Origin of the sequence: Olivibacter sp. SDN3, from assembly GCF_014334135.1 — a bacterium.
In the GTDB taxonomy this organism is placed as follows: Bacteria; Bacteroidota; Bacteroidia; order Sphingobacteriales; family Sphingobacteriaceae; genus Olivibacter.
Window position 1 is genome coordinate 4,490,522 of sequence record NZ_CP060497.1, and the last position, 21,526, is coordinate 4,512,047.

Consider the following 21,526-nt stretch of genomic DNA (forward strand, 5'->3'; position numbering starts at 1 on the left):
CCTTTTATCATATCCGGCCTTTCGCTAGGGATCTCTTCCGTTTCTTTTCATATATTATTATTCCGTTAGTTAAGTCAATCCACCTATCGCTTTAATTTCACCACCACCTTCGGCGGAGCAGCGTCTGTTTCCTGCACCATCTCAAACTGCACATTCCCTGTCACCTCGAGCTTATTGAGTACCTTGGAAATATGATCAAACCGCGACATCGTCCCCCCGAATAGAATACCCTTCGCTGCTAGATCCTGAAATTCAATCTCCACATCGTACCAGCGTCCCACCTTTCGAAGGATGCTCTGCAGCGATTCCCGATCAAACACAAACTTGTCATTCTTCCAGGCAATCGCCTGTTCGGGATCCACTTCCACTATCCGAAAACCAGCTCCTTTTCGAATAGCTTGATCACCGGGAGAAAGGGTCACCGCCGAAGTACCGCCCCTAGCCGCTAACCGCACTCTGCCTTCCAGCAAAGTCGTTTTAATGGCCGGTTCGTCGGGGTAGACATTCACGTTGAACTGCGTTCCCAGCACCTCCACCGTCTGCTGTGCAGATTCCACTAAGAACGGTCTGTTTTTATCCTTTTCCACCTCAAAATATCCTTCGCCGGTCAGTTCCACTCTTCGCTCATTCAGCCCCGCAAAAGTGACCGGATATTTAAGTGACGAGGCAGCATTTAGCCAGACTTTAGATCCATCGGGCAGTACTATCTGATACTGTCCGCCGCGGGGGGTCACAATCGTATTATAGGATGTCGGTCCGGCAACCTCATTCTCCGCAGCAACATACACCAACTGTCCATTGGCCGCTTTCATCACCGCTGCGCCCGATTGGATTGCCAACTGTCCGTTGTCCGCTTCGATTAAAGAGATCATTCGTCCATCCGCTAACGTGAGCGTTGCCTTGTTCCCTCCCGGAGCAACATCATTTGCTAACACCACCCCCTCTGTCTGTCGCTTATTCAATAAAAACAATAAGCTGCCCACGCTCAGAAAAATCAACACTGCCACTGCCGCCGCAACCTGTATCCGTATTCTCCTAATCGGGCTTCTGTGGGTCTGGTGATGTTCCAGAAAAGCATCTTCATCCTCCTTCATGTACTTTTCAAGGTAATCGTCCAAGGCTCCTTGTTGAAGCAGGTGGAAGTAAGCTTCCAATTCTTCGTCGGTTGCCTGGTTATTGATGTACCGCCGGACTAAGCGTTCCTGAAATTCTTTGTCTTTTTCCATTTTCTGCGCCTTCATATGGATGACAATCTCAGGTGCCCGTTAGGGTACCCCTTCTGGGAAAAAAAATTAAGGCTGTTAAACGATTAGTAACCGATGGCGTTGTCATCAGGAATAAAATACCAACGCCATCAATACCGGGAGCGATATGCCTAGGTCTTTTTCTACCGATCCCTTCAGTACTTTCATCGATCGGACCATATGTTTTTTAACGGCATTGCGGGAAATGCCTAGCTCGGCAGCCACTTCATCATAGGTTCTTTGCTGTTCCCGGCACATACGGAACACCTCGCGCGTTCTTAGCGGAAGGGTGGATAGGACGCTGTCAATATATTCCTGATAGTCTCTTGTGAGCAGCGCATCTTCCACGTTCTGATGCGACTGCTGGTAATTGCGAAGTATTTCCGCTTTAGCCGTATGATCCACGGCCGCCCGCTTCAGAAAATTAAAGGTATGATTCCGGGTAAGGGTAAATAGCCAGGGTCTCAGGGCACGCACTTCTACCATCTGCGCGCGGGTTTCCCATATCTTCAAGAAGATTTCCTGGCAGAGGTCCTCTGCCAACGCCGAAGATTTGACATATTTTGTAATGTAATTGCTTACCAGCGAACCATAGGAGAGGTAAAAAGAAACAAATGCCTCCTCGTTTTCTGCTTTCATGGATTGCAGCAACTCGTTCTCCGTATAGTCCTTAATTACAGACATAAACACTGATTGGTCAAACAAAGATAATAAAAAGCAGGCATAAATATTTGATGGTCAAACTATGGTAATAAAAAGTTAACAGGAATTTCATATAGGCATAGGGATGTACCCGGCGAGCTTTTACTTCAGATTCAGCAGACAGTCAAAGCCCAGATAGATATCACTTCAATAGATGGTTGCACCGGCACATCCTGCTTCATTCACGTACACTTTGCAGTTATAAAAACCACCGTAGTTGTTGAGTACGGCGACCATAAACTCTTTTGGATAGTATGTTTTCAGGAACAGGCTCTGGTAGCTTTCGAGCGCTTTTTTTCGATGTTATGGGTGGATAGGAATTCGTTCAGCTGTCAGGGCCATGCACCCCACCCCTGCAGATCTGGCGTGTTCGACCAGGCGTTCCACCGTCAGGGTGCCGTAGCGGAGACTTTAAGCGGAATGGCAGTTGATGAACATGGCTTCCCCCCATCAAAGATCTATTTCCATTGCCGCCGCTAGCGTCACGGCGTGTTTGCCGAAACGCCGTAGAGATCCGTCTGCTCGAATCCACCCACCAGACCGGATAGTTTCACCCCCACCAGCCGGATGAGCATGCGCCGGTCGTACAGTTTATCGAAAAGCTCCTTTGCCTTTGTTATCAACAGTCCATCCAGAGAAGTATAGGGTATTTTCATCTGCCTGCTCACCGTCTCAAAATTGGCGTAGCGTATCTGCACGGTAATACAGGAAGCCAGCTTGCGCTGCTCCCGGAGCTCAAAAGCTATCTTTACCACCATGCCCACCAGCAGGTCCTTTACCGAGTCGGTGTCGATGGTATCCGTATTGAAGGTGCTACAAAGCTATACTAATAAAATTAGCAAAACAAAGAAATTGTTCCATTTTCATTCACCATCCCCGACAAGGAGCAGATTATCAGTCCGGAACTACAGCCTATTTATGGTATTCTTCATCAGTGACCGGATTCAACCAGACTGTCTCTCCTTTTTCCCTTCCTGTTATAGCTATCTGTACAAAGGCACTATCGGCACTTGCTCCGTGCCAATGCGGAACATCTATGGGGCATTTTACCACTTCACCTTTTCTAACGATAACCTTTTCCTTTCTCTCTTCCTGATAATACCCTACGCCATCCAACGCCAATATAATCTGTCCTGCCGGATGAGCGTGCCATTTTGTTCTTGCCCCAGGCTCGAAGGTTACACTTCCCACGGCACTCTGGTTTACGCTATCGGCATTTACCAGATTGTTTAACCAGACGGTACCGGTGAAATTGTCATTGTTGATTTTTTCGCCTTTCGCAAAAATCAAATTTTCAGTTTCCTGGGTATCTGTATTGGTTGATTGCATCTTGTTTTCACACGCTGCCAACATAACGACTAGTGCTAAAAGAGCAATTGTTTTCAAGTGTTTCATTTTGATTATCTGTTTAATTGTCAAAAATATTTATATCTCAAAGGGAAAAAGCCGTTACAGATTCCGACGGATTTTTCTTTGTTCCGGCTAGGGATATCGCAACATACTGTTTGCCATTCACCATATAGGTGCATGCTGTTGCGTTGGCCATTGCCAGTAAAGTTGTTTCCCAAACGAGCTTGCCTGTTGACTTTTCCAACGCACGGAACGTCCTGTCATCATTGCCGGCAATGAATATCTTCCCCCTACTGTGCAGATGTGCAAGACACTGAGAGCATAAATACAAAAAGCGTTATATACATATGGATTATAAAAATCTTCATATTCATCATACTATCAATACATTGCAGTCTAATATTTCAGGGTTATAATTATCTTAATTTATTTCCAATGCAAAATTGCTGGTAATTATTGGTTTGCCACTTATACCAATTACGGTATTACCTACCAATATTACCGATTGATGGCCCAACATCCCCATTTGAAATTTGAATTCACGGTAAGGGATTCCGATATCCAGTTTAAAATCTCCGGCGTTGACGAGATTAAGGATTACCTCAAATCATTCGGTATTTAGAATTTACGTAGAACCCGTTTCCGTCATCAATCTCGATTCGTATCTTTTTTAGCTCTATCATGAAAGCATAGTTAATAAGCACATTCAGATTGGATTCTTCGACAGATTCAGTTCATCGCTATTTTTCTACGACCTTCAAATCCTTGAAATATCCTTCCGTGCCTATATCGACCCATAAGGCGATTGAGCCTTTTCTAATTCCACCTTTCATTTCCTCCACAATGAACGAGGGATGCTCTTGATCATTGATGTAAAGCCTTACTTTGGGGCCGTTGATTTCAAACCGTAAGGTAATCCATTCGTCTAATCCTATATCGGCATAGGTCTCATATGTTTCAGGAGATTCCCTCCTTAGCCTGTCGAATTTATAGTCAGGATAGGAAAAGTATTGTAAACTATGGTTACGGCGGAATTGGTTTTCGGCCCTACCGTTGGTCGGGCGGAGATAAATGGATTCAAACTCGGTATCACGATCGTCAATCCGGAAAGCAATGCCTATAAATCCACGGGAAAGGTTGGGAGCAGCCTCAAGCAAACGACTCAAGACCTTTACCTCAATACAGCCGTTTTCGAGGCTAATGCCTTTCAGCTTGGCATAGGTAGGCTCGTCCACGGTGGCGGCCAGGTTGTTTTCGTTAAAAGGCAACGCGTCCAGATCCCGTTCTATCTTCAGCACTTCTTCTCCATTGAGCTGGACAATTGATCCCGTAACATTTCTTAATTCAAACTCCTGGTTTTCCAAGATTACATTTTGCCCCAACGCCACGGCGGCGAAAACAGAGTTTCGAATCCCTGGGTTCCGTATCCGATTACCTTCAGCAAATTAAGTCGCCTTTTCTCCAATATGGGTATGAGTCGATAACAAAGATTAACGAACGACCTTCATCCTTCGGTGGGACGATGTATGCAGCCCTAATCAGAGCTATAGAATAGGAAAACAACTTTCAACAAATAGCCAATTCATCAATATGAAGTCAAACACGAAGAAAATAGAAAGAAGGATTGAAACAATGAACTCAACGAACTTTATTAAATCATATAAAGACGTTGTGCTTCACACAATTTAAATGACTTCGGAAAAAATAACAAAGCAGCAGCGCAATACCTGCCACGCCTACAGCGCCCAAACCTAATAGTTTACCGAACAAAGCACCCAGCAGGCATCCTGCAAGAAACCCACCAATTGTTATCAGTTGTTTTTGCAGGCTCATCCATGAAATAACCTCCTTCTCTACACCGCCGAGTAAAACTTTTCCAAGGTCAAGAGAGGCCTGTGTCACATTGCCGGTCATCATTGTAGTAGGTCCGTGCGTTTCTTTGGCAAATAATTTTCCGAAAGCATTTTGCAATCCCATTGCAGCTACAGATATCATTACCATGATGTACATACCGGCTTTTTCTTCGATTATCGTCCAATGTGGAAGCATAAAGGCCAGTGCACTGCATGTAAGCAGTACGAGGCTTTCAATAAGTAAAATGCGGTATTTAGTGTCCGTTTTCTTGGCAATGCGCCCGCCAGCCATTACTGCTAAAATAAAAACAGGAAAGGTGAGTAACTTTACCCAATCAGCCGGGTTTGCGCCAGCTACTGCCTGTGCTGCAAATACAATGAAGTTACCTGTAACATGCGCCGAAAAAATACTGTCGCCTGCAACAAAGGTGGCGGTATCGGCATATCCCGCTACCCACGCCAGCAGAAATGTAACCCAATGGATATTATGCGTTTTTGTCATCTTATTTTGCTGTAAATAGGATAGCTGTTAATTATTGAAAGTGGCAATAATGTTCTTGATACCACCGCCTGCCGAACGTTTGATTTTTCATTGTTACACGGTTTAAAATTTTAACCCTATTACCGAACCTACAAAAAAACCATCCTGGTGCTGGGGGATTACATCGTTGATAAAACCACCTGTTTTAAAATATTGCACACCAATATTATAATTCAAAAAATCATTAATATGCCATGAAAAGGTAGTAATGTATGCTGTGCCAATGTATCTTTTTTTTGACTCGAACGAGGATATTCTTAACGAACCACTTGGACCATAAATACCATCTTCCGTGGAATGACGCCAGTTAAACACCACCTCCGATGTAAGTGTTACCTTTTTACCGGGATTCCAAGTGAGGTTAGGATGAATAGACATTAAATTTGCCGGACCTACCTGGGGATTCATCCCGAAATAGCCGCCATTCGGATACAAAGCATTTAAGGTACCAAGTTTGCCGTCACCTCTAGTTTTATCGCCGGAAATATAGTCGTTCCTTAGCTTTACGGTCGGTGATCCTTTTATGTTCGCAAGCATATAGCCGATTTCCGAAGAAACCGCGAAAGCACTGATATTGCCTAAACCAAACGTTCCCATTTGATAAACTGCTTCAAAATTGTAAACAAATCCAATGCCCGTTCTCCAAAACCGGGCACCAAAAGTATGTCGCAATTCGTTAGCAACACCTTCATCAAACCTAGCATTAGCGCGATTGATGCCGAGGTAATACAAATCCAGATTGCCGCTTTTCGGAACGATGTAGTTGCTGTAGATCCCCCACAGGTTGGCTTTCCGGGTGGAGGTATTATCGAAAAGGCCGGTATTTACCATGGCGTCTGCCATTACAAATGCGTCAACGTTTAGATTGGGCGATGCGTAAGCAGCTTTGACTCCATCAAAGTACAGGCGGAGGTTGGGGCCATCCCTTACATCAACCAAGCGGCCGCTGCCGTATCGGATCTCCTGCCGTCCCACACGTAACGTAAGGGTTCTATCCGATTTTTTATAAGCTAGAACATCAACAAAAAGATTTTGTATATTTAGTTTATCTTCATCAATGCCACGAGGGCCGTTCTTACGCCCATTCTCCAAACCGCTACGCAATTGGCCAAAAAAGCGAACCCGATTGCCCAAATGCAAATCGGCGTGGACATGGTAGCGTTGAAGCAAAAAAACATCTCTGCCAAGGCCCATTTCTCCCCAGTCTTCATTGACGGCATAATCCAATTCCTCCCGCACTTCACCTCCGAGGGAAAGGTAAACATTACCGGTTTGGGACAGAGGAATGTATTTTATCCTGTTGTAAAAAGTTCTTGCGCTGTCTTTTAATCCGGAATAGTCTTCATCGTAACGCATCAACTTGAAGGTTTGCGCCAATAGATTCATCGGTACGGACAATAAAAAAAAGTATACTAAAATATGCCTCATACTTAAATTTTCTGATCACAAGAACATTATGCACAATCAGGATGCGAATTTTGCTTTTGAAAGCTTTGCTACAAGAACCTCCAAAAGCTATTAATTCATTAAAAATATCTTTACGGTTATTTGCGGTTAAATTTTAGGTTTACATTACCCTTTTGTAGAACAAGTAATCAACTGAATACTTTCCTGCCCCCAGAAAAAACAGCAACAAGTAAGATAAACTGTACATATAGGGTGTGTCTTTTACCAACGGCTCATCATAAAAATGCAACACGAAATATCCCGTAAGTGTTACCGCAAGAATGGGTAATACCGATAGTCTTGTAAAAAGTCCGAATATGACCAATATGGGGAAAAAGATATTGGCAGAAACTGCCAAGGCATTGTTGATTGTTTCCGGAAAATGCATAGGATTGGGTACTTGTTCTGCTTCTGCTACGCCTATACCCAATTTTTTAAGACCGTGTGCGTAGATCATTTCTACCGATAACAATATTCTGAAAAACAACAAAACCCAATGATACATGCCATCGGATAGTTGCGTGTTTGTTATGAATTGCATTAATTTTTTCATTGCTTTTAACTCCGTTAATGGGGTCTCGTTTTGCAAAGAGTTCCCGCAGCCGATTATTTTTATTGGTTCTGATATCCGCCGAAATGTTTCACAGGGCTCCACGCAGGAAGTACAGGCAAAGCTACCGGAGCAATGCTACCATAATCTTTGTCGCCATATACAATTTTACCGTCTACAATGGTCAGCTTAGAAGTTATATTTTTGATACTTTCGTCGGGCACCGTAAAGTAATCGTTATCTAAGATGATAAGATCAGCATAATATCCTTTTTCTATCTTACCTTTTTTCTTATCCTTTATGAGCTCGTAGCCCTTGTGGGTAGCCAAGCGCAAGGCCGTAGTCCTATCCAAGGTATTTTCTTCGGCCATAACCTGGTTTCCTCCAACCGTTTTGCCGGTTGTGACCCAGTAAAGAGCAACCCAGGGGTTGTATGAAGCCACCCGTGTTCCATCTGTTCCCAGTCCTATAGGAATTCCCAGCTCAAGTATTTTTTTAGTAGGAGGCGAGTTTAAGGCAGGTTTTCTACCGTAACGTTTTATAAAACTTTCACCCTGATAGGCCATTCTATGCTGAATAGCGATACCACCTCCCAAGGCCTTGATGCGTTGCAGATTTTCTTCGGTCACGGTTTCTGCATGGTCAAAGAACCAAACCAATCCATCAAGCGGCGTTTCTTCGTTTACTTCTTCGATAACGTTCAGAAACCGGTTTATGCTTTCATCGTAGGTTGCATGGATGCGGAAAGGCCAACGTTTTTTAACCAAAACAGCAATAACATCGCCTAGACTCTTCTCCATGGTGGCAGGTAACTCAGGTCTTGGAAAAAGGAAGTTTTCAAAATCAGCTGCATCAGCAATCAAATTTTCGCCACCACCAGCCACTTCATAGTCAATTTCATTGTGGCCGTTGTTGTGATCCGCGTCAATTTCTACCATTCCTGTCCAATTTGTATAATCGGTCAGTTCTGCGCCCTTTTTCTGTGCAAAGAGGTAGTAAGGAAGCCTAACCGTGATCTTACCCTGCTTATCCAAGGAATCGGTAATACGATAATCATCCGGGAAATTCTGAAATCCGCCACCTGCATCCATTACTCCTGTAACACCGACGCGGTTCAGTTCGGTCATATACTGCAAAGTGGAATTCACTTTCTCTTCTTCGGTAAGTTCCGGCAGTTTTGCCAATGTAGAATACAAAATAAAGGCATTCGGTTCTGCAACTAAAAGTCCTGTTGGGTTCCCCTTTTCATCTTTTTCGATCAATCCCTCAGAAGGATTCGGTGTATCGCCCATGATGTTCAATTTCTGCAGACCAGCCTTGTTAAGCCAAGCCTTTCCGTATAGGTAGAGAATGAAAGTAGGCGTATTTCCGGTTGCTTCATTGATCTCTTCGATAGTAGGGAGTCGTTTTTCTTCAAATTGGTATTCGTTCCAACCACCTACAACACGTACCCACTGGCCCTCTGGTGTACGAGCTGCCTGCTCCTTCAGCATCTGAAGAGCCCTTTTCAACGATGTTACCCCGTCCCAACGCAGCTCGGTATTATAGAAGCGGCCTCCACGGATCACATGCATATGGCTATCAAAAAGACCGGGAATAACACGTCTATTTTGGGCGTCAACAACTGTTGTGTTTTTCCCTTTCAGTTTAAGGATTTCGCTATTGGTTCCTGTTCTCACTATTTTATTATCGGAAATAGCTACAGCTTCTACGTCCTGATTGTTGTCGCTCAACGTAGTGATCTTTCCGTTGGTGATTAGGATATCAGCTTGTTGGGCATGTACAATTGACGCGCCTAAAAGGAAAGTACTCAGAAATAAATTATTAATGTTTTTCATGCTTCACATGCAGTCTAAAAAGGCAGGCTTGTGATATCCTGCCTTTTGGAATAAATAACTTATTTTTAATGCTTCAACATTTCCCGGGCATACTGCACGCCGATGCCATATGCTCCACCGAACCGTACAACCAGGTCATTCACTGCTTTATAGGTTTCCTGACGTGCCCAATCTCTTTGTAGTTCCAATAAATATTGTAGAGAAGTTATTGGTTTTGCGCCCGCCTGAACCATGCGTGTTACGGCCTGATCATGGGCTTCTTTTGAAACATCTCCCGAAGCATCGGTTATAACATATACATCATATCCTTCACTCAATGCTGATAAAACGGGACCTACAATACAAACGCTTGTCCATAAACCTGCCATAACAATTTTCTTTTTGCCTTTACCGGTGATGGCTTTGTGTGCATTAACGTCTTCCCATGTATTCATGGTGGTTCTATCTACATAACCGGAAGTCGATTCGGGATAAAACTCTTGAACTTCCGGGAAAACCGGACCGCTGAATGATTTTTCTGCAACGGTCGTAACAACCGTAGGAATTTTGAAGATCTGGGAGGCCCCCGCCACAAGTCCCACATTGTTTCTTAATTCCGTTGTAGAAATGCTGTGCGTAGCAAAGGCCATTTGACCTTCGTGATCGATCAACAGTAAAGAATGGTTGGTTGGGTTTAATAATTCAGGGCTTGGATTTTGGGCGAATGTAACCAAGGATATTAGACTCACCACGGTAGATAAAATTGTCTTTTTCATGTTAATAAATTGTTTTGCTTTTAATTTTTATTTTTTCGCTACTATTTTTATTTCAACCAATTGTCCAGGCAATACTAAGTCGCGGACTTCCACTATGGTACTGGCAATTCTTTTTGGATCAGAATAAAATAAGGCACCAAATTTTTTTCTAAATTCAAATGCGGAGGATATATCCGTGGCATAAATTACTTCTTCAACAACATCATCTGGTGTCATTTCAAAGCCCTGCAGAAGGCTACCAATGTTCGCGTACGTTTGGTCCATCTGATTTTCCATTCCTTCTGCAAGTACGCCCTGCTCATTATGCCCCAATTGTCCCGAGATCCATACTGTATCGCCATTTTTCACAGCCTGTACATAACCATACTCAGCTTCCCAACTCATGTTGAAAGTCTTGAATTCTTTGTTTCTATTAAGCATAATTTTAAATTTTAGTGTATATCAACTTGTTTGATCAATTGCACCTCAGACACCAGTTTGATGTCTTCTCCAACCAAAACACCACCTGTTTCAAGGGAGGCATTCCATGTTAATCCGAATTCTTTGCGGTTGATTTTTCCCGATAAAGAAACTCCTGTTTTTGTGTTGCCCCATGGATCTTTCATCAAACCGCTGTACTCCGCATCTAAAGTCACCTTTTTGGTTACATCTTTAATAGTAAGATCTCCCGATACCTCAAACTGTCCTTCATTGATTTTCTTGATGGCTGTTGATTTGAATGAAATCTTCGGGAATTTATCGATATCAAAGAAATCCGCGCTTCTCAAGTGGTTATCTCTATCGACATTGTTTGTATCAATGGAACTTACGTCTGCTGAAAAGGAAATTTCAGAAGTTTCAAATGTGTCATTGTCATTTTCAACGGTTGCATGAAAATCATTAAACTTACCGGACACATTGGTAAACATCATGTGTTTTACCCTGAAGCCGATTTCGGAATGTGATGGATCTATTGTCCAGACTGATTTTGCCATTTTTTTATCGTTTTATTTTAATTGTAATTCTGATACTACAAAGTTGCGACAACAAAACCCCCTGTTCATTTAACTGGTTTAAGAAATGACGGAAATAAAAAGGACTGTCTTTAAAATTAAAATTCCCTATACGGGTTAGAACCAATATATAGGGAATTAATGAATGGGAAATCTCGCTATTTGAGACCTTTTATGTCGGAAGGTTTTACTTAGCTGGACGCGTTTTACTTACCGTGCTGATGAATGCAGCTGATACGCCAAGACAAGACGTTATGTAATATTGCGGTACGCTTATCGGAACCAAAGGATATTTATTGATAAATTGAAGATAACGCTCGGTGGTCGTTTTTTAAATGGTGCCTGAAGATCGGATGAATCAAAAAAGGAATTAATCAAGCTCTTTATTGACCAGTGGAATAACCTTCGTACCAATTATTTCTATGGAACGTAACAGCTGTTGATGGCTAAGCCCTGCATTATCCATCTGAAAGGTAAAGCGGTCAACACCACCCAATGCCTCGCTATGCCTTAACAGTTTTTCTGCCACCTGTTCGGGCCCACCAACCACCAGTACACCTTTAGGAGATATCAATGCATCGAACCCGGTTCTGGTTACCGGAGGCCACCCACGTTCCTTGCCCGCCTTAGTCCACAGTTCAGCATAACCTGGATAATAGTCTACAATAGCTTCCTCATTGGTTACCGCTACGTAGCCCGGTGAATGCAATCCAACTTTTAACTGTTCTGGCGCAAAGCCTGCCCGACGTCCAGCCTGTCTGTACAGTTCTATCAAAGGACGAAAGCGCCCTGTTTCTCCGCCGATAATCGCAACCATAAGCGGCAGTCCCAAAGTCCCGGCCCTGACAAATGATTCGGGAGTACCCCCAACACCAAGCCAAACTGGAAGTGTCTCCTGAGTTGATCTGGGATAGACCGGTTGATTCTCCAACGCTGCCCTAAATTTTCCTGACCAGGTAATAAATTCCTGATCACGGATTTTCAACAAGAGTCCCAATTTCTCTTTGAACAGCGCATCATAATCATTCAGATCAAACCCAAACAGCGGGTACGCTTCTATAGCAGACCCCCTGCCCACAACAAGTTCTGCCCTACCCTTTGATATCAGATCCAAGGTTGCAAAGCTCTGATAAACCCGTACCGGATCTGAGGTGCTCAGCACGGTGACGGCACTGGTTAAGCGTATATTTTTCGTCCTTGCTGCTGCCGCAGCGAGGATTACCGCAGGAGCGGAATCCAGAAACTCCTTCTTATGGTGCTCGCCGATACCGAAAATATCCAGTCCCGCCTGATCGGCCTGAACGATCCTCTCCAGTAGCTGTTCCATTGCATCGACACTGCTAAGTTTATTGCTGCCGTACATGGCAGATGCGAAACTATCAATTCCTATTTCCATTTTTTTTCTTCTTTTAATACTGTTTTTGAATACGTCTTTTGGTGTTTAGACACCGCTTTCAGCTATAATCGATGTAATGGCTGCACGATGTTACGCCTGAAAATTGCCGATTGCTCAAGAAAGGGCATTTGGGGGAGGGCCTCCTGCTGGTTTGCTTTTTCCTTCAGGTAAGGGTACATATTCTTCATTATCCATTGGTGGTAAAACAATACGCCCCTGTTTCCAGTCCTCTTTGGCCTGTTCAATCCTATCTTTTCTACTGGACACAAAATTCCACCAGATGTACCGTTCTCCCAAGTGTTCACCACCGAGCATCATCAATGTGGTTTGTTCTTTGGCAATAATCAATGGGTCAACCCCTTTGGTAAATACTATCAGTTGTCCTGCCGTATAGGTGATCCCGTTTACTTCGACGCTGCCCCTGACAATGTACGCCCCTCTTTCGCTATGCCCCTTAGGCAAGCCAAAATGAATACCCTGATCCAGCACGACGTGCACATAGAATAAGGGGGAATGTGTCCTGACATTACTTTTCAAGCCATAGGCATCCCCTGCAATCAAACGCATCCAAACACCAGTATCCGTAAAAATGGGCAGCTGGTCAGGCTTATAGTTGTCGAAGGATGGCTCGCTTTCTTCATCCTTTTCGGGAAGTGCTACCCATGTCTGTATCATTTCCAGCTCGCCCCCAGCCAGCATCGCCGGATCTTCGAAACGTTCACTATGTGTAATTCCTTTCCCAGCGGTCATCCAATTGATCTCGCCAGGTTTTATCACCTGCTCTACTCCAAGACTGTCTCTGTGGGTCACATTCCCACTGAACAGATAACTGACCGTGGATAGACCAATATGCGGATGCGGCAGTACATCAAGACTATTTGCAGCCGCTATCGGGATATTTACCGGGCCACCATGATCCATAAAAATAAACGGCCCAACCATTCTACGGAGCTGGTAGGGAAGGATGCGTTTAACCGCAAAACCTGGGGTAATTTCGGCCTTTCTGGATTCTATAACGATATCAAGCATAATAAATCTTTAAATAATAAAAATTAAAGTTAGGTTAATCAACAAATTCAAAATTAATGACATATGATAAAAAAAATATTTCATTTGGTCAAGTTATTCCTTAGTTTCTCCTATATACTTTCTAAGGACAAAACGCGGAAATGTCAAAATGCATTCTTTCCGGGTGAAGGTAATTGCCTACTCCATCATATTTTATTTAGATGAGAGCCTTTTCCTTATTGTACTTATGAACTCGGGCGATATCCCAAGATAAGACGCTATATAATATTGCGGTACGCGCAACGGAAGCGAGGGGTACATCTTGATAAATTCAAGATAACGCTCAGTGGCCGTTTTTGAAATGGTTGTAACCAGCCTTTTTTGAACAGCAGATAAGTTACGCTGTACCAATAACCGAAAGACTCTTTCAAATTTTGGTATGGTGGATAGTAACTTTTCTTTGGTTTCCGGAGTGAATACATACATTTCCGTAGCTTCCAATGTTTCAATAAAAAAAATGGATGGCTTTCTTTCATAAAATGAGTCAATATCGCATACCCACCAGTTTTCCACAGCAAAACACAACGTCACTTCACAACCATTTTCATTCATATAATAAATGCGTACACAACCTTTTTGAATATAGCCTTCAAATTGGCAGATTTCACCTTCACGAAGTAGTGTTGTTTTTTTTGGTATATACCTGAGATCCAGCATATCCGTAAATAACGATTGTTCCTCTTCCGTTAGGGTGGTGAATTTAGATATGTTATTTAGAAACGTTGTGTACATAAGCCTCTCCATTTTTGACACCTGAATAGGCGTTATACTTCCAGAAAGTTCTCCCGATGATCCTTTAAACATGCTTTTATACGGTGTGTATCGCCTACGAGCCACACAATATCATTAGCGAATATCGCTTCTGATGAACTCGGGTTCAGGATACGGTCACCGTTTCTTTCAATACCTATTACGTGGCTATGCAGGTCTTTCCGGATACCGGAGGCTTTTATCGTCTTGCCGGAATAAGGATTGGCTTCCGTAACCTGTGCCTTGATAAGCTGTATATCATTAATGTCTATTTCTTCTTCGCTGCCCTCTTGCGGGTCTGTTTGGTCAAAGACAAGTTTTAATTGAGAAACCTGTTCATCCGTTCCCAATATGCCTACCTTGTCGTAAGGCAATATCCGGTGATTTCCGCTGGGCAGATGTAGGGTTCTGTCGTTTCTACGTATGTACACGATATTTATCCCATATTGCTCTTTCCAGTTAAGTTCGTACAGAGTCATTCCGGCAAAAGGAAGAGTGGCACCGGCTTCCAGTTCTGTTACATAAGCATTCCATTCCTGAAAATGCCGCTTTGTCTCTTCGTTTTTTTGCTGCAGTTCGATGGTTCCTTTATTCTGGATATATGCAAGCCGTTCCCGTTCATTGAGATTCGACATAAACCGCTGCTCTATTCGCTGGTGAACCTTCTGAACCTTATCTGAGAAAAACCAGAGCAATACCACAATTACCGGAACAGCGACCATCAGCGCATACCTCGTTGTTGTTATTTGATCAATGAAGAAACCGATAAGGAATATCCCCAAAAGAAACCGGATGGCATGGAGGGAGATACCCGTCAGCGAATAGTTCAGGTAATACGCATTGACGCTTTCATTGCCTTCTTTCAGTTTGATTTTTTTGATCAGGATAGCCCATAGGAAAGGCGATGCCAGCAAGGTCGCCGCACTTATCAACACCACATTTCTCCAAAGTACACTTTCTATCTGCACATCCACAAACGGAATGAATGTATATTTGAACAGAAGGGCAATGGCCACGAGCATAATACTATTGGTGATCAGGATACTGTTGTATTCCCGCAGCATTTTTTTCCAAAGCGGATTGTTTTTATTTTTCTGCGTTTCGGAAGTGTAGGCATCCAAACGTGCTACCCATTTTACCGGAAGTATTTTTACAATCGTACCGTAAAGCGGTTCTGAAAATTTAATCAGATAAGGTGTGGTAAACGTAGTGATCGCCGATACGCCTACGGCAATAGGAAACAGAAATTCCGAAATAACCCCGAGCGACAATCCCAGAGCCGCAACTATAAAAGCAAATTCGCCGATCTGGGCCATGCTCGAACCTATCTGTACAGCCTGTTTTAAGGGTTGCCCAGAAATCAAGGCGCCTAATCCACTGAAGAAAAACTTTCCTACGATGGTGAGTAGGGTAATAGCCAATATGGGACCTGCATAGGTATACATCGCCTGTGGATCGATCATCATACCCACAGAAACAAAGAATATGGTACCAAAGAACTGTTTAATAGGCTGCGTTAGGTGTTCGATTTTTTCTGCCAACACCGTTTCTGCTATTAACGAACCCATCACAAAAGCACCTAATTCGGCAGAAAACCCGACCTGCGTAGCCAGCAGCACCATGCCGAAACAAAGGCCTATCGAAAGGATGAGCACCGTTTCCTCGTCCATCCATTTTCTGGTCCTTTTTATAAATACCGGAAGCAGATAAATACCTACTAAAAACCAAAGCACCAAAAAGAAGCCAAGTTTGAGTACGGTGAAAAGGATTTCCGAGCCTTGAAAAGCCTGCGTTACGGCAACGGTAGAAAGCAATACCATCAGTAGGATGACGATAATATCTTCTACTACCAGTACACCGAAAACTACTTTGGCAAACTGTTTTGATTTTAAACCCAGCTCGTCAAAAGCCCGCAGAATAATGGTGGTGGAGGAACTTGCGAGCATACCCGCAAGGAAGAGACTATCCATCTGATTCCAACCCAGCAAATACCCGGTAAGATACCCGCCCAAACCTACAAATATAATTTCGACAACCGCTGTGACAGACGCCGAACCACCTACTTTCACCAGTTTTTTAAAGCTGAACTCCAGACCTAGGCTGAACAGCAGCATGATGACGCCAATCTCTGCAAAAGTCTTTATATTTTCGTGATCCACGATGGTGGGCAGATAACTGAAGTGCGGACCAACCAAGAAGCCGGCAATGATATAACCCAAAACCAGGGGCTGCCTAATTCGTTTAAAAAGAATGGTAACCAATGCACCTACCAAAAGGATAAGCGCCATATCTTGTATCAGTTCGGGTAAATGAGCCATCTATATTTTGTATTATTTACTATTGAGGTTTTATTTATTTTTTCCTATTAAAAAAGCGCTTGCTTTTATTTTATTAATTCGGTTGAGATATTGATATTTCCTTTTAGCGTTTTTGATATAGGACAATTTTCCGCCACCCTTAATAGTCTTTGTTCTATTTCCGGACTCAGCTGCTCTCCAAATTCGATCTTCCGTTCAATATATGCTATCGTTTCTTTATTTTCTATTTTGTAGAAGATGTTAGCCTCAACTTCTATTCCTGAGATGCTTAAACCTTTATGTTCGATATACATCCTGAGCGTCGCTAATGTACAGGCTACCAAAGATGCTAGTAGTAGTGTATAAGGATCCGGACCTAAATCTTTTCCACCCAGTTTTTCAGGTTCATCGGTGATCAACACACCATTTCTCCAATGAATGTCTGTTTTGTGTTTTTGGGTACCTAAAGCTCCTTTTACTGGGCTTTCTAATATATAATTCATTTATCACCTAATTATTTATGCTCTTTTTTAACCAGACATCTGCGTAATCTGCTGGGTGGCGTTTGAATTGTGCAAGAACATAGGGGCAAAGCGGTATGATTCCCAGGTTATTCTCCCTGGCATAACTTATTAATTGGTCAAGCAATAATTTTGCAAAACCTCTTCCTTCGTACGCAGCATTGACTTCAGTGTGATATACCCTAAGCCTACCCTCTGCAACGGAAATGTCCATTTTTCCCGCTTTTTTATCATCTGAGAACAGCTGGACTTCACCGTAAATACTATCTTCTTTAAAAACTACTTTTGTGTTTTCCATTATTCAAAATTGTTAGGTTCTTTTTTTATACTCAATGCTCCAGATGGGCATTTTGCAACCTGTTCAATGAGTTCCTGCGTGGTCGCATTTTCTGTTTTTATCCAAGGGCGTGCCTTTGGATTATAGACTTTTGATAAAGTCTTTACACAAACTGCCGCATGAACGCATAACTTTGGTTTCCAAAGAATGGTAATTTCTCCGTTTGGATATTCATGTGTTTCCATAATCGTTCTTTTTCTGAAATTGATGCTCTGTTTTTTTAATATTGTTAATACAATCCCCTCATCAAATGGTTAAATTATGGGGCGTATGGGTATATCAATGGACCAGATGCGTATGCCGGTGGATCGACAACCACTTGCACACGGCTGTCTCTAAAGGTCTCCATTTCATGGTTGTCGATGTTTTGAAATTGTACTTGTACCACACGTGGTTCAGCCCATTCACCACCTTCGCCAAAACGAATGTTCCCCATTACCGTTTCAAAACTATTGGTTCGACAATATGCAGAAAGAACCTCATCATCCAAACTTGCAGTTGCCGCAACCGCTTGTTCAAGTATTTGCATTTGTGCATATGCCAATGGAGCCATATAGTAACCCAGCGCATCTACATTTTTTTCAATTGCCTTTGTTTGATATTTGGCCAACATATCAGTAACTCCCGGAAAGTTCATCTTTGGTACCGGCACCCAATATTCATAATTGACAAAGCCATTTAAAAGAGGACCCAGCTCTGTTTTTACGGAAGCACTCTGTGGACCAATCATGGCTCCTCCAACGATCTTTGGACGAAAGTCACTTTTATGTAGCGCACGAACCAAACCTATTGAATCGTTTAAATAAGAACAGATGAAAAATAAGTCAGCGTTGGTCGCTTTTACCTGATCTATTATGGCTGTAAAATCTTCTGTTGAAAGTGGATAGGTTTTCTCATAAATTACCTGAAAGCCATATTTCTCTGCATTTTCTCGGGCACCTATAACCGGGTTTTTTGAAAATTCTGCATCAGCAGAAAGTACAGCAACGGTTATCGGTTTGGGACTTTGGGAAGCTGCAAGCGCAAAAAAGCCTTCTGTAAGCGTTGAATTAGGCTTAGGACCTGTAGGAATCATCGCAAAATAATTCGGATATTTCAGGTTCAAATTAACGCCTAAGCCCATCAGTCCGACTAAAAATCGTTTACGCTCCATAATCACTGGCATTGAGGCTGCAATCGTATTGGTTCCATAACCTCCAATAATCAAATCTACTTTATCCACATCCAAAAGCTTTTTATAGCTATCGGATACTTGCAGAGGGTCTCCATTGTCATTGTAACATACCAACTCTACTTTACGGCCAAGAAGACCTCCTTTGCTATTGATTTCTTCTTCCCAAATACGGTGTGCGAGCATAACTGCCTTTGTATTCTCGGCCACTGGACCGGAAAGTGAAAGACTATAACCAATGCGAATGGGGTCATTTGTTGTTTCATTTGGTGGTGTATCCATGATTTGGGATATTTTTTTTGCTTTACTTATTTATTATGTACTCGCGTCATTTTGAATGAGGCTTATGGTGCCTTTCATCGTGTAAAAGCTTCCATCGGGCAACGTTGCGTTGCTATAAATAATTCCATTTTCATGGTCTTCCACATGTGTTACGGTAGCACCTGAAATTTCTTTCCATGCAACCATATATACCTGTGGACGAATTTCAGCGATGGTGGTTTCCACTCTTTCCGAATAGCCATTTTCGGTTAAAGAGCCACCTTCTATCACTGTAAAAACCATGGATTCATCGGTTTCGAAAAAGAGTTCGGTTTTCAGAACCCCCACATCCATTATATATCTATTACCCGTTAATTTGTTTTTCATTAGAATAATTTATTAATTACTTGTTTGTTTTTTAAATGCACTCATGCTACCACTGGTGGTTAACTTTACCTCGTTAAAGTGCTGTATTATTATCATTACCACCGATATATTTTTGACAGATCGGCATTCTCGATTAAGCTTACCTCCGGTATATTGTTGTTGATTTCGATATTAAATTCGGCAATAAGTTTTACGTTGTTAAAATCAATGGGTTGTCCCTCTATCATATGATGCTCTATCTGCTCAACCAACTCCTTTTTGTCTACATATGCAGCGCCTACGTTAATAAAATCATCAACCGTTAAAATCTCATCGCTCTTTTTTGCCTTTCTAAGTGCGTGCAGGTCGAGCAACATATTCCTGAGCGTAAATTTTCCGTTCGACGCTAACCTGACCTGGTTATCGAGGTAAAAAGCGTAGATGAGTCCACGTCTGTATGGAAGAACTCCATAATTGGCATAATCCGTCCAGTATTTTGTGGCAATAGAATCATTGTGTACACTTTTGATTTTACTTTCGTAATGTGGTTTTAAGGTCTCTTCATTTAGGTAATAAAGAAAGTCCTCCTTCCCGTAAATTTTGCTGTTTGCCAAATTAATGATTGTGGTATAATCGTTAAACCCCTCACCGAACCATTGATGGTCAAAACTATCCTCACCTAACATCATTTTGATTCCGATCCAAGTGTGAGCGGTTTCGTGTGCCGTAACGTACTTTTCCCTTGTGCCAAATTTTCTCCCCAACTTCATGACAAAACCATTTTTTATACCAAAACCACCCCCTCCTATTTCTTTTTCGTTGTTTTGCAATGCTGTGACGGATAAAAAATAGAACGGAAAATCGGTATCGTTCCAGAACTTGTGGATGTTCGGTAAATAGCTTTCAAAAAAAGGGCTGAGATTTCCCTGCAAGTCATTTCCATATTTATCTTCTTTCGTGGTTACACAATAGTAAGGGATACCCATAACGTTGTATTCCTTCACGCCAATATTATTTCCCATAACGAATAGCACCATATTTGAAAGGTTGTCGTAATCGATTGAAAGTTTTTCCGATGGATCGATCTGGGATGGATTGACGGAATTGAAATAGTTGACATTTTCAGGGTAGCTACGCCAGCTGAAGGATACCAAAGGATTACTTTCGTCGGTTATGGCCAAGGCAAACTGCTTACTTACCAACGTCAACACTCCTTTTGTGATAACAGGCCTGAACAGTTCCCTTTGAGAACTCCTAGTTGGTTTATCGGCGAGAAGTGAACCGTCTATTTCATAAGCGAGCCTGTGTTTTTTTGCCCCATTGTGGTATATGGTGATCCGCCTGTTCGCTTCGTCTATCTTGAGCTCTTCATCAGATCCGATACTACGAATATTTTTGATAACATCAAATATATCGTTCTGTCCGCCCCAACTCGGGTCTCCGAATATAAAGACGGTACTGTCTTTTTGAGCGGCAGAATACGTGAGTTCAACCCCTAATATAGCGGAATCTCCGTCCCAGCTGAACACATAGTCCATGAAAGGTTCTTGTTTAGCACAGGAACAAATGCTAAAAATTAAGAGAAGAATTAAAATGATCTTGTTTTTTTTCATTTCCCTAAGCTTTGAAATACAATACTTATTAAAAGTATTTAACCGATTTTTGAACTTATATTATTGAAATCATAAACTCGTCTCATTGCTTAACGGGGTATTTTAAAAAGAAGTCATTGCATTTCCATTAGCAGATTTTGAGGCTGGAGTCTCTTCTTGTACGACATCCCAATGCTCTGCTATTTTTCCATCTTCTAATCGAAAAATATCGACCACTATTACTGGTACCGGCCCCCAACCATGTACTAGGCTATGCGTAATCACGATGTCATGCTCTTCAACGATTATTCCGGGCTGCCACTTAAAGCTTGCATCTAAAACAGGCAAAAGCTTTTTAAGTCCTTCATGACCATTGATCATGGATGGGTTGTGCTGTTGGTATGATTCATGCCAATAACGTTCGATGGCTGTGCTGTCTTTTTCGTGAAACAATTCATTCATTGCCTTCAACACGATTTCTTTATTTCCCATTTTA

General features: G+C 42.4%; 23 protein-coding genes and 1 pseudogene. All 24 read right to left on the minus strand.

All coding sequences use genetic code 11. The annotated features are described in order from the left end of the window. Positions 1 to 83: 83 nt before the first annotated feature. On the minus strand, positions 84 to 1,226 hold the full coding sequence (locus H8S90_RS18865; protein ID WP_187339374.1) for a FecR family protein: 1,143 nt from the start codon (positions 1,224 to 1,226) through the stop codon (positions 84 to 86). 105 nt (positions 1,227 to 1,331) lie between these two features. Continuing rightward, entirely contained in the window at positions 1,332 to 1,928 is a 597-nt protein-coding gene (locus H8S90_RS18870) for an RNA polymerase sigma factor (RefSeq protein ID WP_187339375.1), read from the minus strand. Between the two features lie 500 nt (positions 1,929 to 2,428). Continuing rightward, positions 2,429 to 2,746, minus strand: a pseudogene (locus H8S90_RS18875) (DNA polymerase IV); the annotation flags it as partial. Between the two features lie 112 nt (positions 2,747 to 2,858). Beyond that, a complete protein-coding gene (locus H8S90_RS18880) occupies positions 2,859 to 3,341 on the minus strand; it encodes a cupin domain-containing protein (protein ID WP_187339376.1) in 483 nt (160 codons plus the stop codon). A gap of 37 nt (positions 3,342 to 3,378) precedes the next feature. After that, positions 3,379 to 3,627 (minus strand): hypothetical protein, encoded by a 249-nt coding sequence (locus H8S90_RS18885; protein WP_187339377.1) that lies wholly within the window; start codon positions 3,625 to 3,627, stop codon positions 3,379 to 3,381. Between the two features lie 409 nt (positions 3,628 to 4,036). Then, complete coding sequence (locus H8S90_RS18890) at positions 4,037 to 4,660, minus strand: hypothetical protein (protein ID WP_222852138.1); 624 nt, start codon at positions 4,658 to 4,660, stop codon at positions 4,037 to 4,039. A gap of 292 nt (positions 4,661 to 4,952) precedes the next feature. Further along, complete coding sequence (locus H8S90_RS18895) at positions 4,953 to 5,651, minus strand: YoaK family protein (RefSeq protein ID WP_187339378.1); 699 nt, start codon at positions 5,649 to 5,651, stop codon at positions 4,953 to 4,955. Between the two features lie 102 nt (positions 5,652 to 5,753). Beyond that, positions 5,754 to 7,118 (minus strand): alginate export family protein, encoded by a 1,365-nt coding sequence (locus H8S90_RS18900; protein ID WP_187339379.1) that lies wholly within the window; start codon positions 7,116 to 7,118, stop codon positions 5,754 to 5,756. Between the two features lie 139 nt (positions 7,119 to 7,257). Continuing rightward, positions 7,258 to 7,689, minus strand: coding sequence for a DoxX family protein (locus H8S90_RS18905; RefSeq protein ID WP_187339380.1), 432 nt, complete (start codon positions 7,687 to 7,689; stop codon positions 7,258 to 7,260). Between the two features lie 59 nt (positions 7,690 to 7,748). Beyond that, positions 7,749 to 9,524 (minus strand): amidohydrolase, encoded by a 1,776-nt coding sequence (locus tag H8S90_RS18910; RefSeq protein WP_187339381.1) that lies wholly within the window; start codon positions 9,522 to 9,524, stop codon positions 7,749 to 7,751. Between the two features lie 65 nt (positions 9,525 to 9,589). Next, positions 9,590 to 10,279 carry a hydrolase gene (locus H8S90_RS18915; protein WP_187339382.1) on the minus strand — a complete coding sequence of 230 codons (690 nt, stop codon included), beginning with the start codon at positions 10,277 to 10,279 and terminating at the stop codon, positions 9,590 to 9,592. A 27-nt stretch (positions 10,280 to 10,306) separates the two neighbouring features. Beyond that, a complete protein-coding gene (locus tag H8S90_RS18920; RefSeq protein WP_187339383.1) occupies positions 10,307 to 10,699 on the minus strand; it encodes a Rid family hydrolase in 393 nt (130 codons plus the stop codon). Positions 10,700 to 10,710: 11 nt separating this feature from the next. Continuing rightward, positions 10,711 to 11,253: a YceI family protein gene (locus H8S90_RS18925; protein ID WP_187339384.1), complete on the minus strand. Its 543-nt coding sequence runs from the start codon at positions 11,251 to 11,253 to the stop codon at positions 10,711 to 10,713. Positions 11,254 to 11,641: 388 nt separating this feature from the next. After that, entirely contained in the window at positions 11,642 to 12,667 is a 1,026-nt protein-coding gene (locus tag H8S90_RS18930; protein ID WP_187339385.1) for an LLM class flavin-dependent oxidoreductase, read from the minus strand. 114 nt (positions 12,668 to 12,781) lie between these two features. Then, positions 12,782 to 13,696: a pirin family protein gene (locus H8S90_RS18935; protein ID WP_187339386.1), complete on the minus strand. Its 915-nt coding sequence runs from the start codon at positions 13,694 to 13,696 to the stop codon at positions 12,782 to 12,784. A 192-nt stretch (positions 13,697 to 13,888) separates the two neighbouring features. Continuing rightward, positions 13,889 to 14,539: a Crp/Fnr family transcriptional regulator gene (locus H8S90_RS18940; RefSeq protein ID WP_255501658.1), complete on the minus strand. Its 651-nt coding sequence runs from the start codon at positions 14,537 to 14,539 to the stop codon at positions 13,889 to 13,891. After that, positions 14,500 to 16,803, minus strand: coding sequence for a cation:proton antiporter (locus H8S90_RS18945; protein WP_187339387.1), 2,304 nt, complete (start codon positions 16,801 to 16,803; stop codon positions 14,500 to 14,502). The genes H8S90_RS18940 and H8S90_RS18945 overlap by 40 nt, the downstream gene beginning before the upstream one ends. Before the next feature lie 65 nt (positions 16,804 to 16,868). After that, complete coding sequence (locus H8S90_RS18950; RefSeq protein ID WP_187339388.1) at positions 16,869 to 17,285, minus strand: OsmC family protein; 417 nt, start codon at positions 17,283 to 17,285, stop codon at positions 16,869 to 16,871. Between the two features lie 7 nt (positions 17,286 to 17,292). Continuing rightward, positions 17,293 to 17,601 (minus strand): GNAT family N-acetyltransferase, encoded by a 309-nt coding sequence (locus tag H8S90_RS18955; RefSeq protein ID WP_187339389.1) that lies wholly within the window; start codon positions 17,599 to 17,601, stop codon positions 17,293 to 17,295. Then, positions 17,601 to 17,825, minus strand: a complete 225-nt coding sequence (locus H8S90_RS18960) for a (4Fe-4S)-binding protein (RefSeq protein ID WP_187339390.1) — start codon at positions 17,823 to 17,825, stop codon at positions 17,601 to 17,603. The genes H8S90_RS18955 and H8S90_RS18960 overlap by 1 nt, the downstream gene beginning before the upstream one ends. 74 nt (positions 17,826 to 17,899) lie before the next feature. Further along, positions 17,900 to 19,093 (minus strand): amino acid ABC transporter substrate-binding protein, encoded by a 1,194-nt coding sequence (locus H8S90_RS18965; RefSeq protein WP_187339391.1) that lies wholly within the window; start codon positions 19,091 to 19,093, stop codon positions 17,900 to 17,902. Between the two features lie 33 nt (positions 19,094 to 19,126). After that, the gene (locus H8S90_RS18970) at positions 19,127 to 19,459 is read right to left on the minus strand and encodes a hypothetical protein (RefSeq protein ID WP_187339392.1); all 333 of its coding nucleotides are present in this window, start codon (positions 19,457 to 19,459) and stop codon (positions 19,127 to 19,129) included. A 95-nt stretch (positions 19,460 to 19,554) separates the two neighbouring features. Beyond that, positions 19,555 to 21,051: a hypothetical protein gene (locus H8S90_RS18975; protein ID WP_187339393.1), complete on the minus strand. Its 1,497-nt coding sequence runs from the start codon at positions 21,049 to 21,051 to the stop codon at positions 19,555 to 19,557. A 102-nt stretch (positions 21,052 to 21,153) separates the two neighbouring features. Continuing rightward, complete coding sequence (locus H8S90_RS18980; protein ID WP_187339394.1) at positions 21,154 to 21,522, minus strand: nuclear transport factor 2 family protein; 369 nt, start codon at positions 21,520 to 21,522, stop codon at positions 21,154 to 21,156. Positions 21,523 to 21,526 lie beyond the last annotated feature (4 nt).

Bases quoted from the DNA above. Each gene is read 5' to 3' on its own strand.
- H8S90_RS18865 (WP_187339374.1), bottom strand. From the start codon at position 1,226: ATGGAAAAAGACAAAGAATTTCAGGAACGCTTAGTCCGGCGGTACATC.
- H8S90_RS18870 (WP_187339375.1), bottom strand. From the start codon at position 1,928: ATGTCTGTAATTAAGGACTATACGGAGAACGAGTTGCTGCAATCCATG.
- H8S90_RS18880 (WP_187339376.1), bottom strand. From the start codon at position 3,341: ATGAAACACTTGAAAACAATTGCTCTTTTAGCACTAGTCGTTATGTTG.
- H8S90_RS18895 (WP_187339378.1), bottom strand. From the start codon at position 5,651: ATGACAAAAACGCATAATATCCATTGGGTTACATTTCTGCTGGCGTGG.
- H8S90_RS18900 (WP_187339379.1), bottom strand. From the start codon at position 7,118: ATGAGGCATATTTTAGTATACTTTTTTTTATTGTCCGTACCGATGAAT.
- H8S90_RS18905 (WP_187339380.1), bottom strand. From the start codon at position 7,689: ATGAAAAAATTAATGCAATTCATAACAAACACGCAACTATCCGATGGC.
- H8S90_RS18910 (WP_187339381.1), bottom strand. From the start codon at position 9,524: ATGAAAAACATTAATAATTTATTTCTGAGTACTTTCCTTTTAGGCGCG.
- H8S90_RS18915 (WP_187339382.1), bottom strand. From the start codon at position 10,279: ATGAAAAAGACAATTTTATCTACCGTGGTGAGTCTAATATCCTTGGTT.
- H8S90_RS18920 (WP_187339383.1), bottom strand. From the start codon at position 10,699: ATGCTTAATAGAAACAAAGAATTCAAGACTTTCAACATGAGTTGGGAA.
- H8S90_RS18925 (WP_187339384.1), bottom strand. From the start codon at position 11,253: ATGGCAAAATCAGTCTGGACAATAGATCCATCACATTCCGAAATCGGC.
- H8S90_RS18930 (WP_187339385.1), bottom strand. From the start codon at position 12,667: ATGGAAATAGGAATTGATAGTTTCGCATCTGCCATGTACGGCAGCAAT.
- H8S90_RS18935 (WP_187339386.1), bottom strand. From the start codon at position 13,696: ATGCTTGATATCGTTATAGAATCCAGAAAGGCCGAAATTACCCCAGGT.
- H8S90_RS18940 (WP_255501658.1), bottom strand. From the start codon at position 14,539: ATGTTTAAAGGATCATCGGGAGAACTTTCTGGAAGTATAACGCCTATT.
- H8S90_RS18945 (WP_187339387.1), bottom strand. From the start codon at position 16,803: ATGGCTCATTTACCCGAACTGATACAAGATATGGCGCTTATCCTTTTG.
- H8S90_RS18950 (WP_187339388.1), bottom strand. From the start codon at position 17,285: ATGAATTATATATTAGAAAGCCCAGTAAAAGGAGCTTTAGGTACCCAA.
- H8S90_RS18955 (WP_187339389.1), bottom strand. From the start codon at position 17,601: ATGGAAAACACAAAAGTAGTTTTTAAAGAAGATAGTATTTACGGTGAA.
- H8S90_RS18960 (WP_187339390.1), bottom strand. From the start codon at position 17,825: ATGGAAACACATGAATATCCAAACGGAGAAATTACCATTCTTTGGAAA.
- H8S90_RS18965 (WP_187339391.1), bottom strand. From the start codon at position 19,093: ATGGATACACCACCAAATGAAACAACAAATGACCCCATTCGCATTGGT.
- H8S90_RS18970 (WP_187339392.1), bottom strand. From the start codon at position 19,459: ATGAAAAACAAATTAACGGGTAATAGATATATAATGGATGTGGGGGTT.
- H8S90_RS18975 (WP_187339393.1), bottom strand. From the start codon at position 21,051: ATGAAAAAAAACAAGATCATTTTAATTCTTCTCTTAATTTTTAGCATT.
- H8S90_RS18980 (WP_187339394.1), bottom strand. From the start codon at position 21,522: ATGGGAAATAAAGAAATCGTGTTGAAGGCAATGAATGAATTGTTTCAC.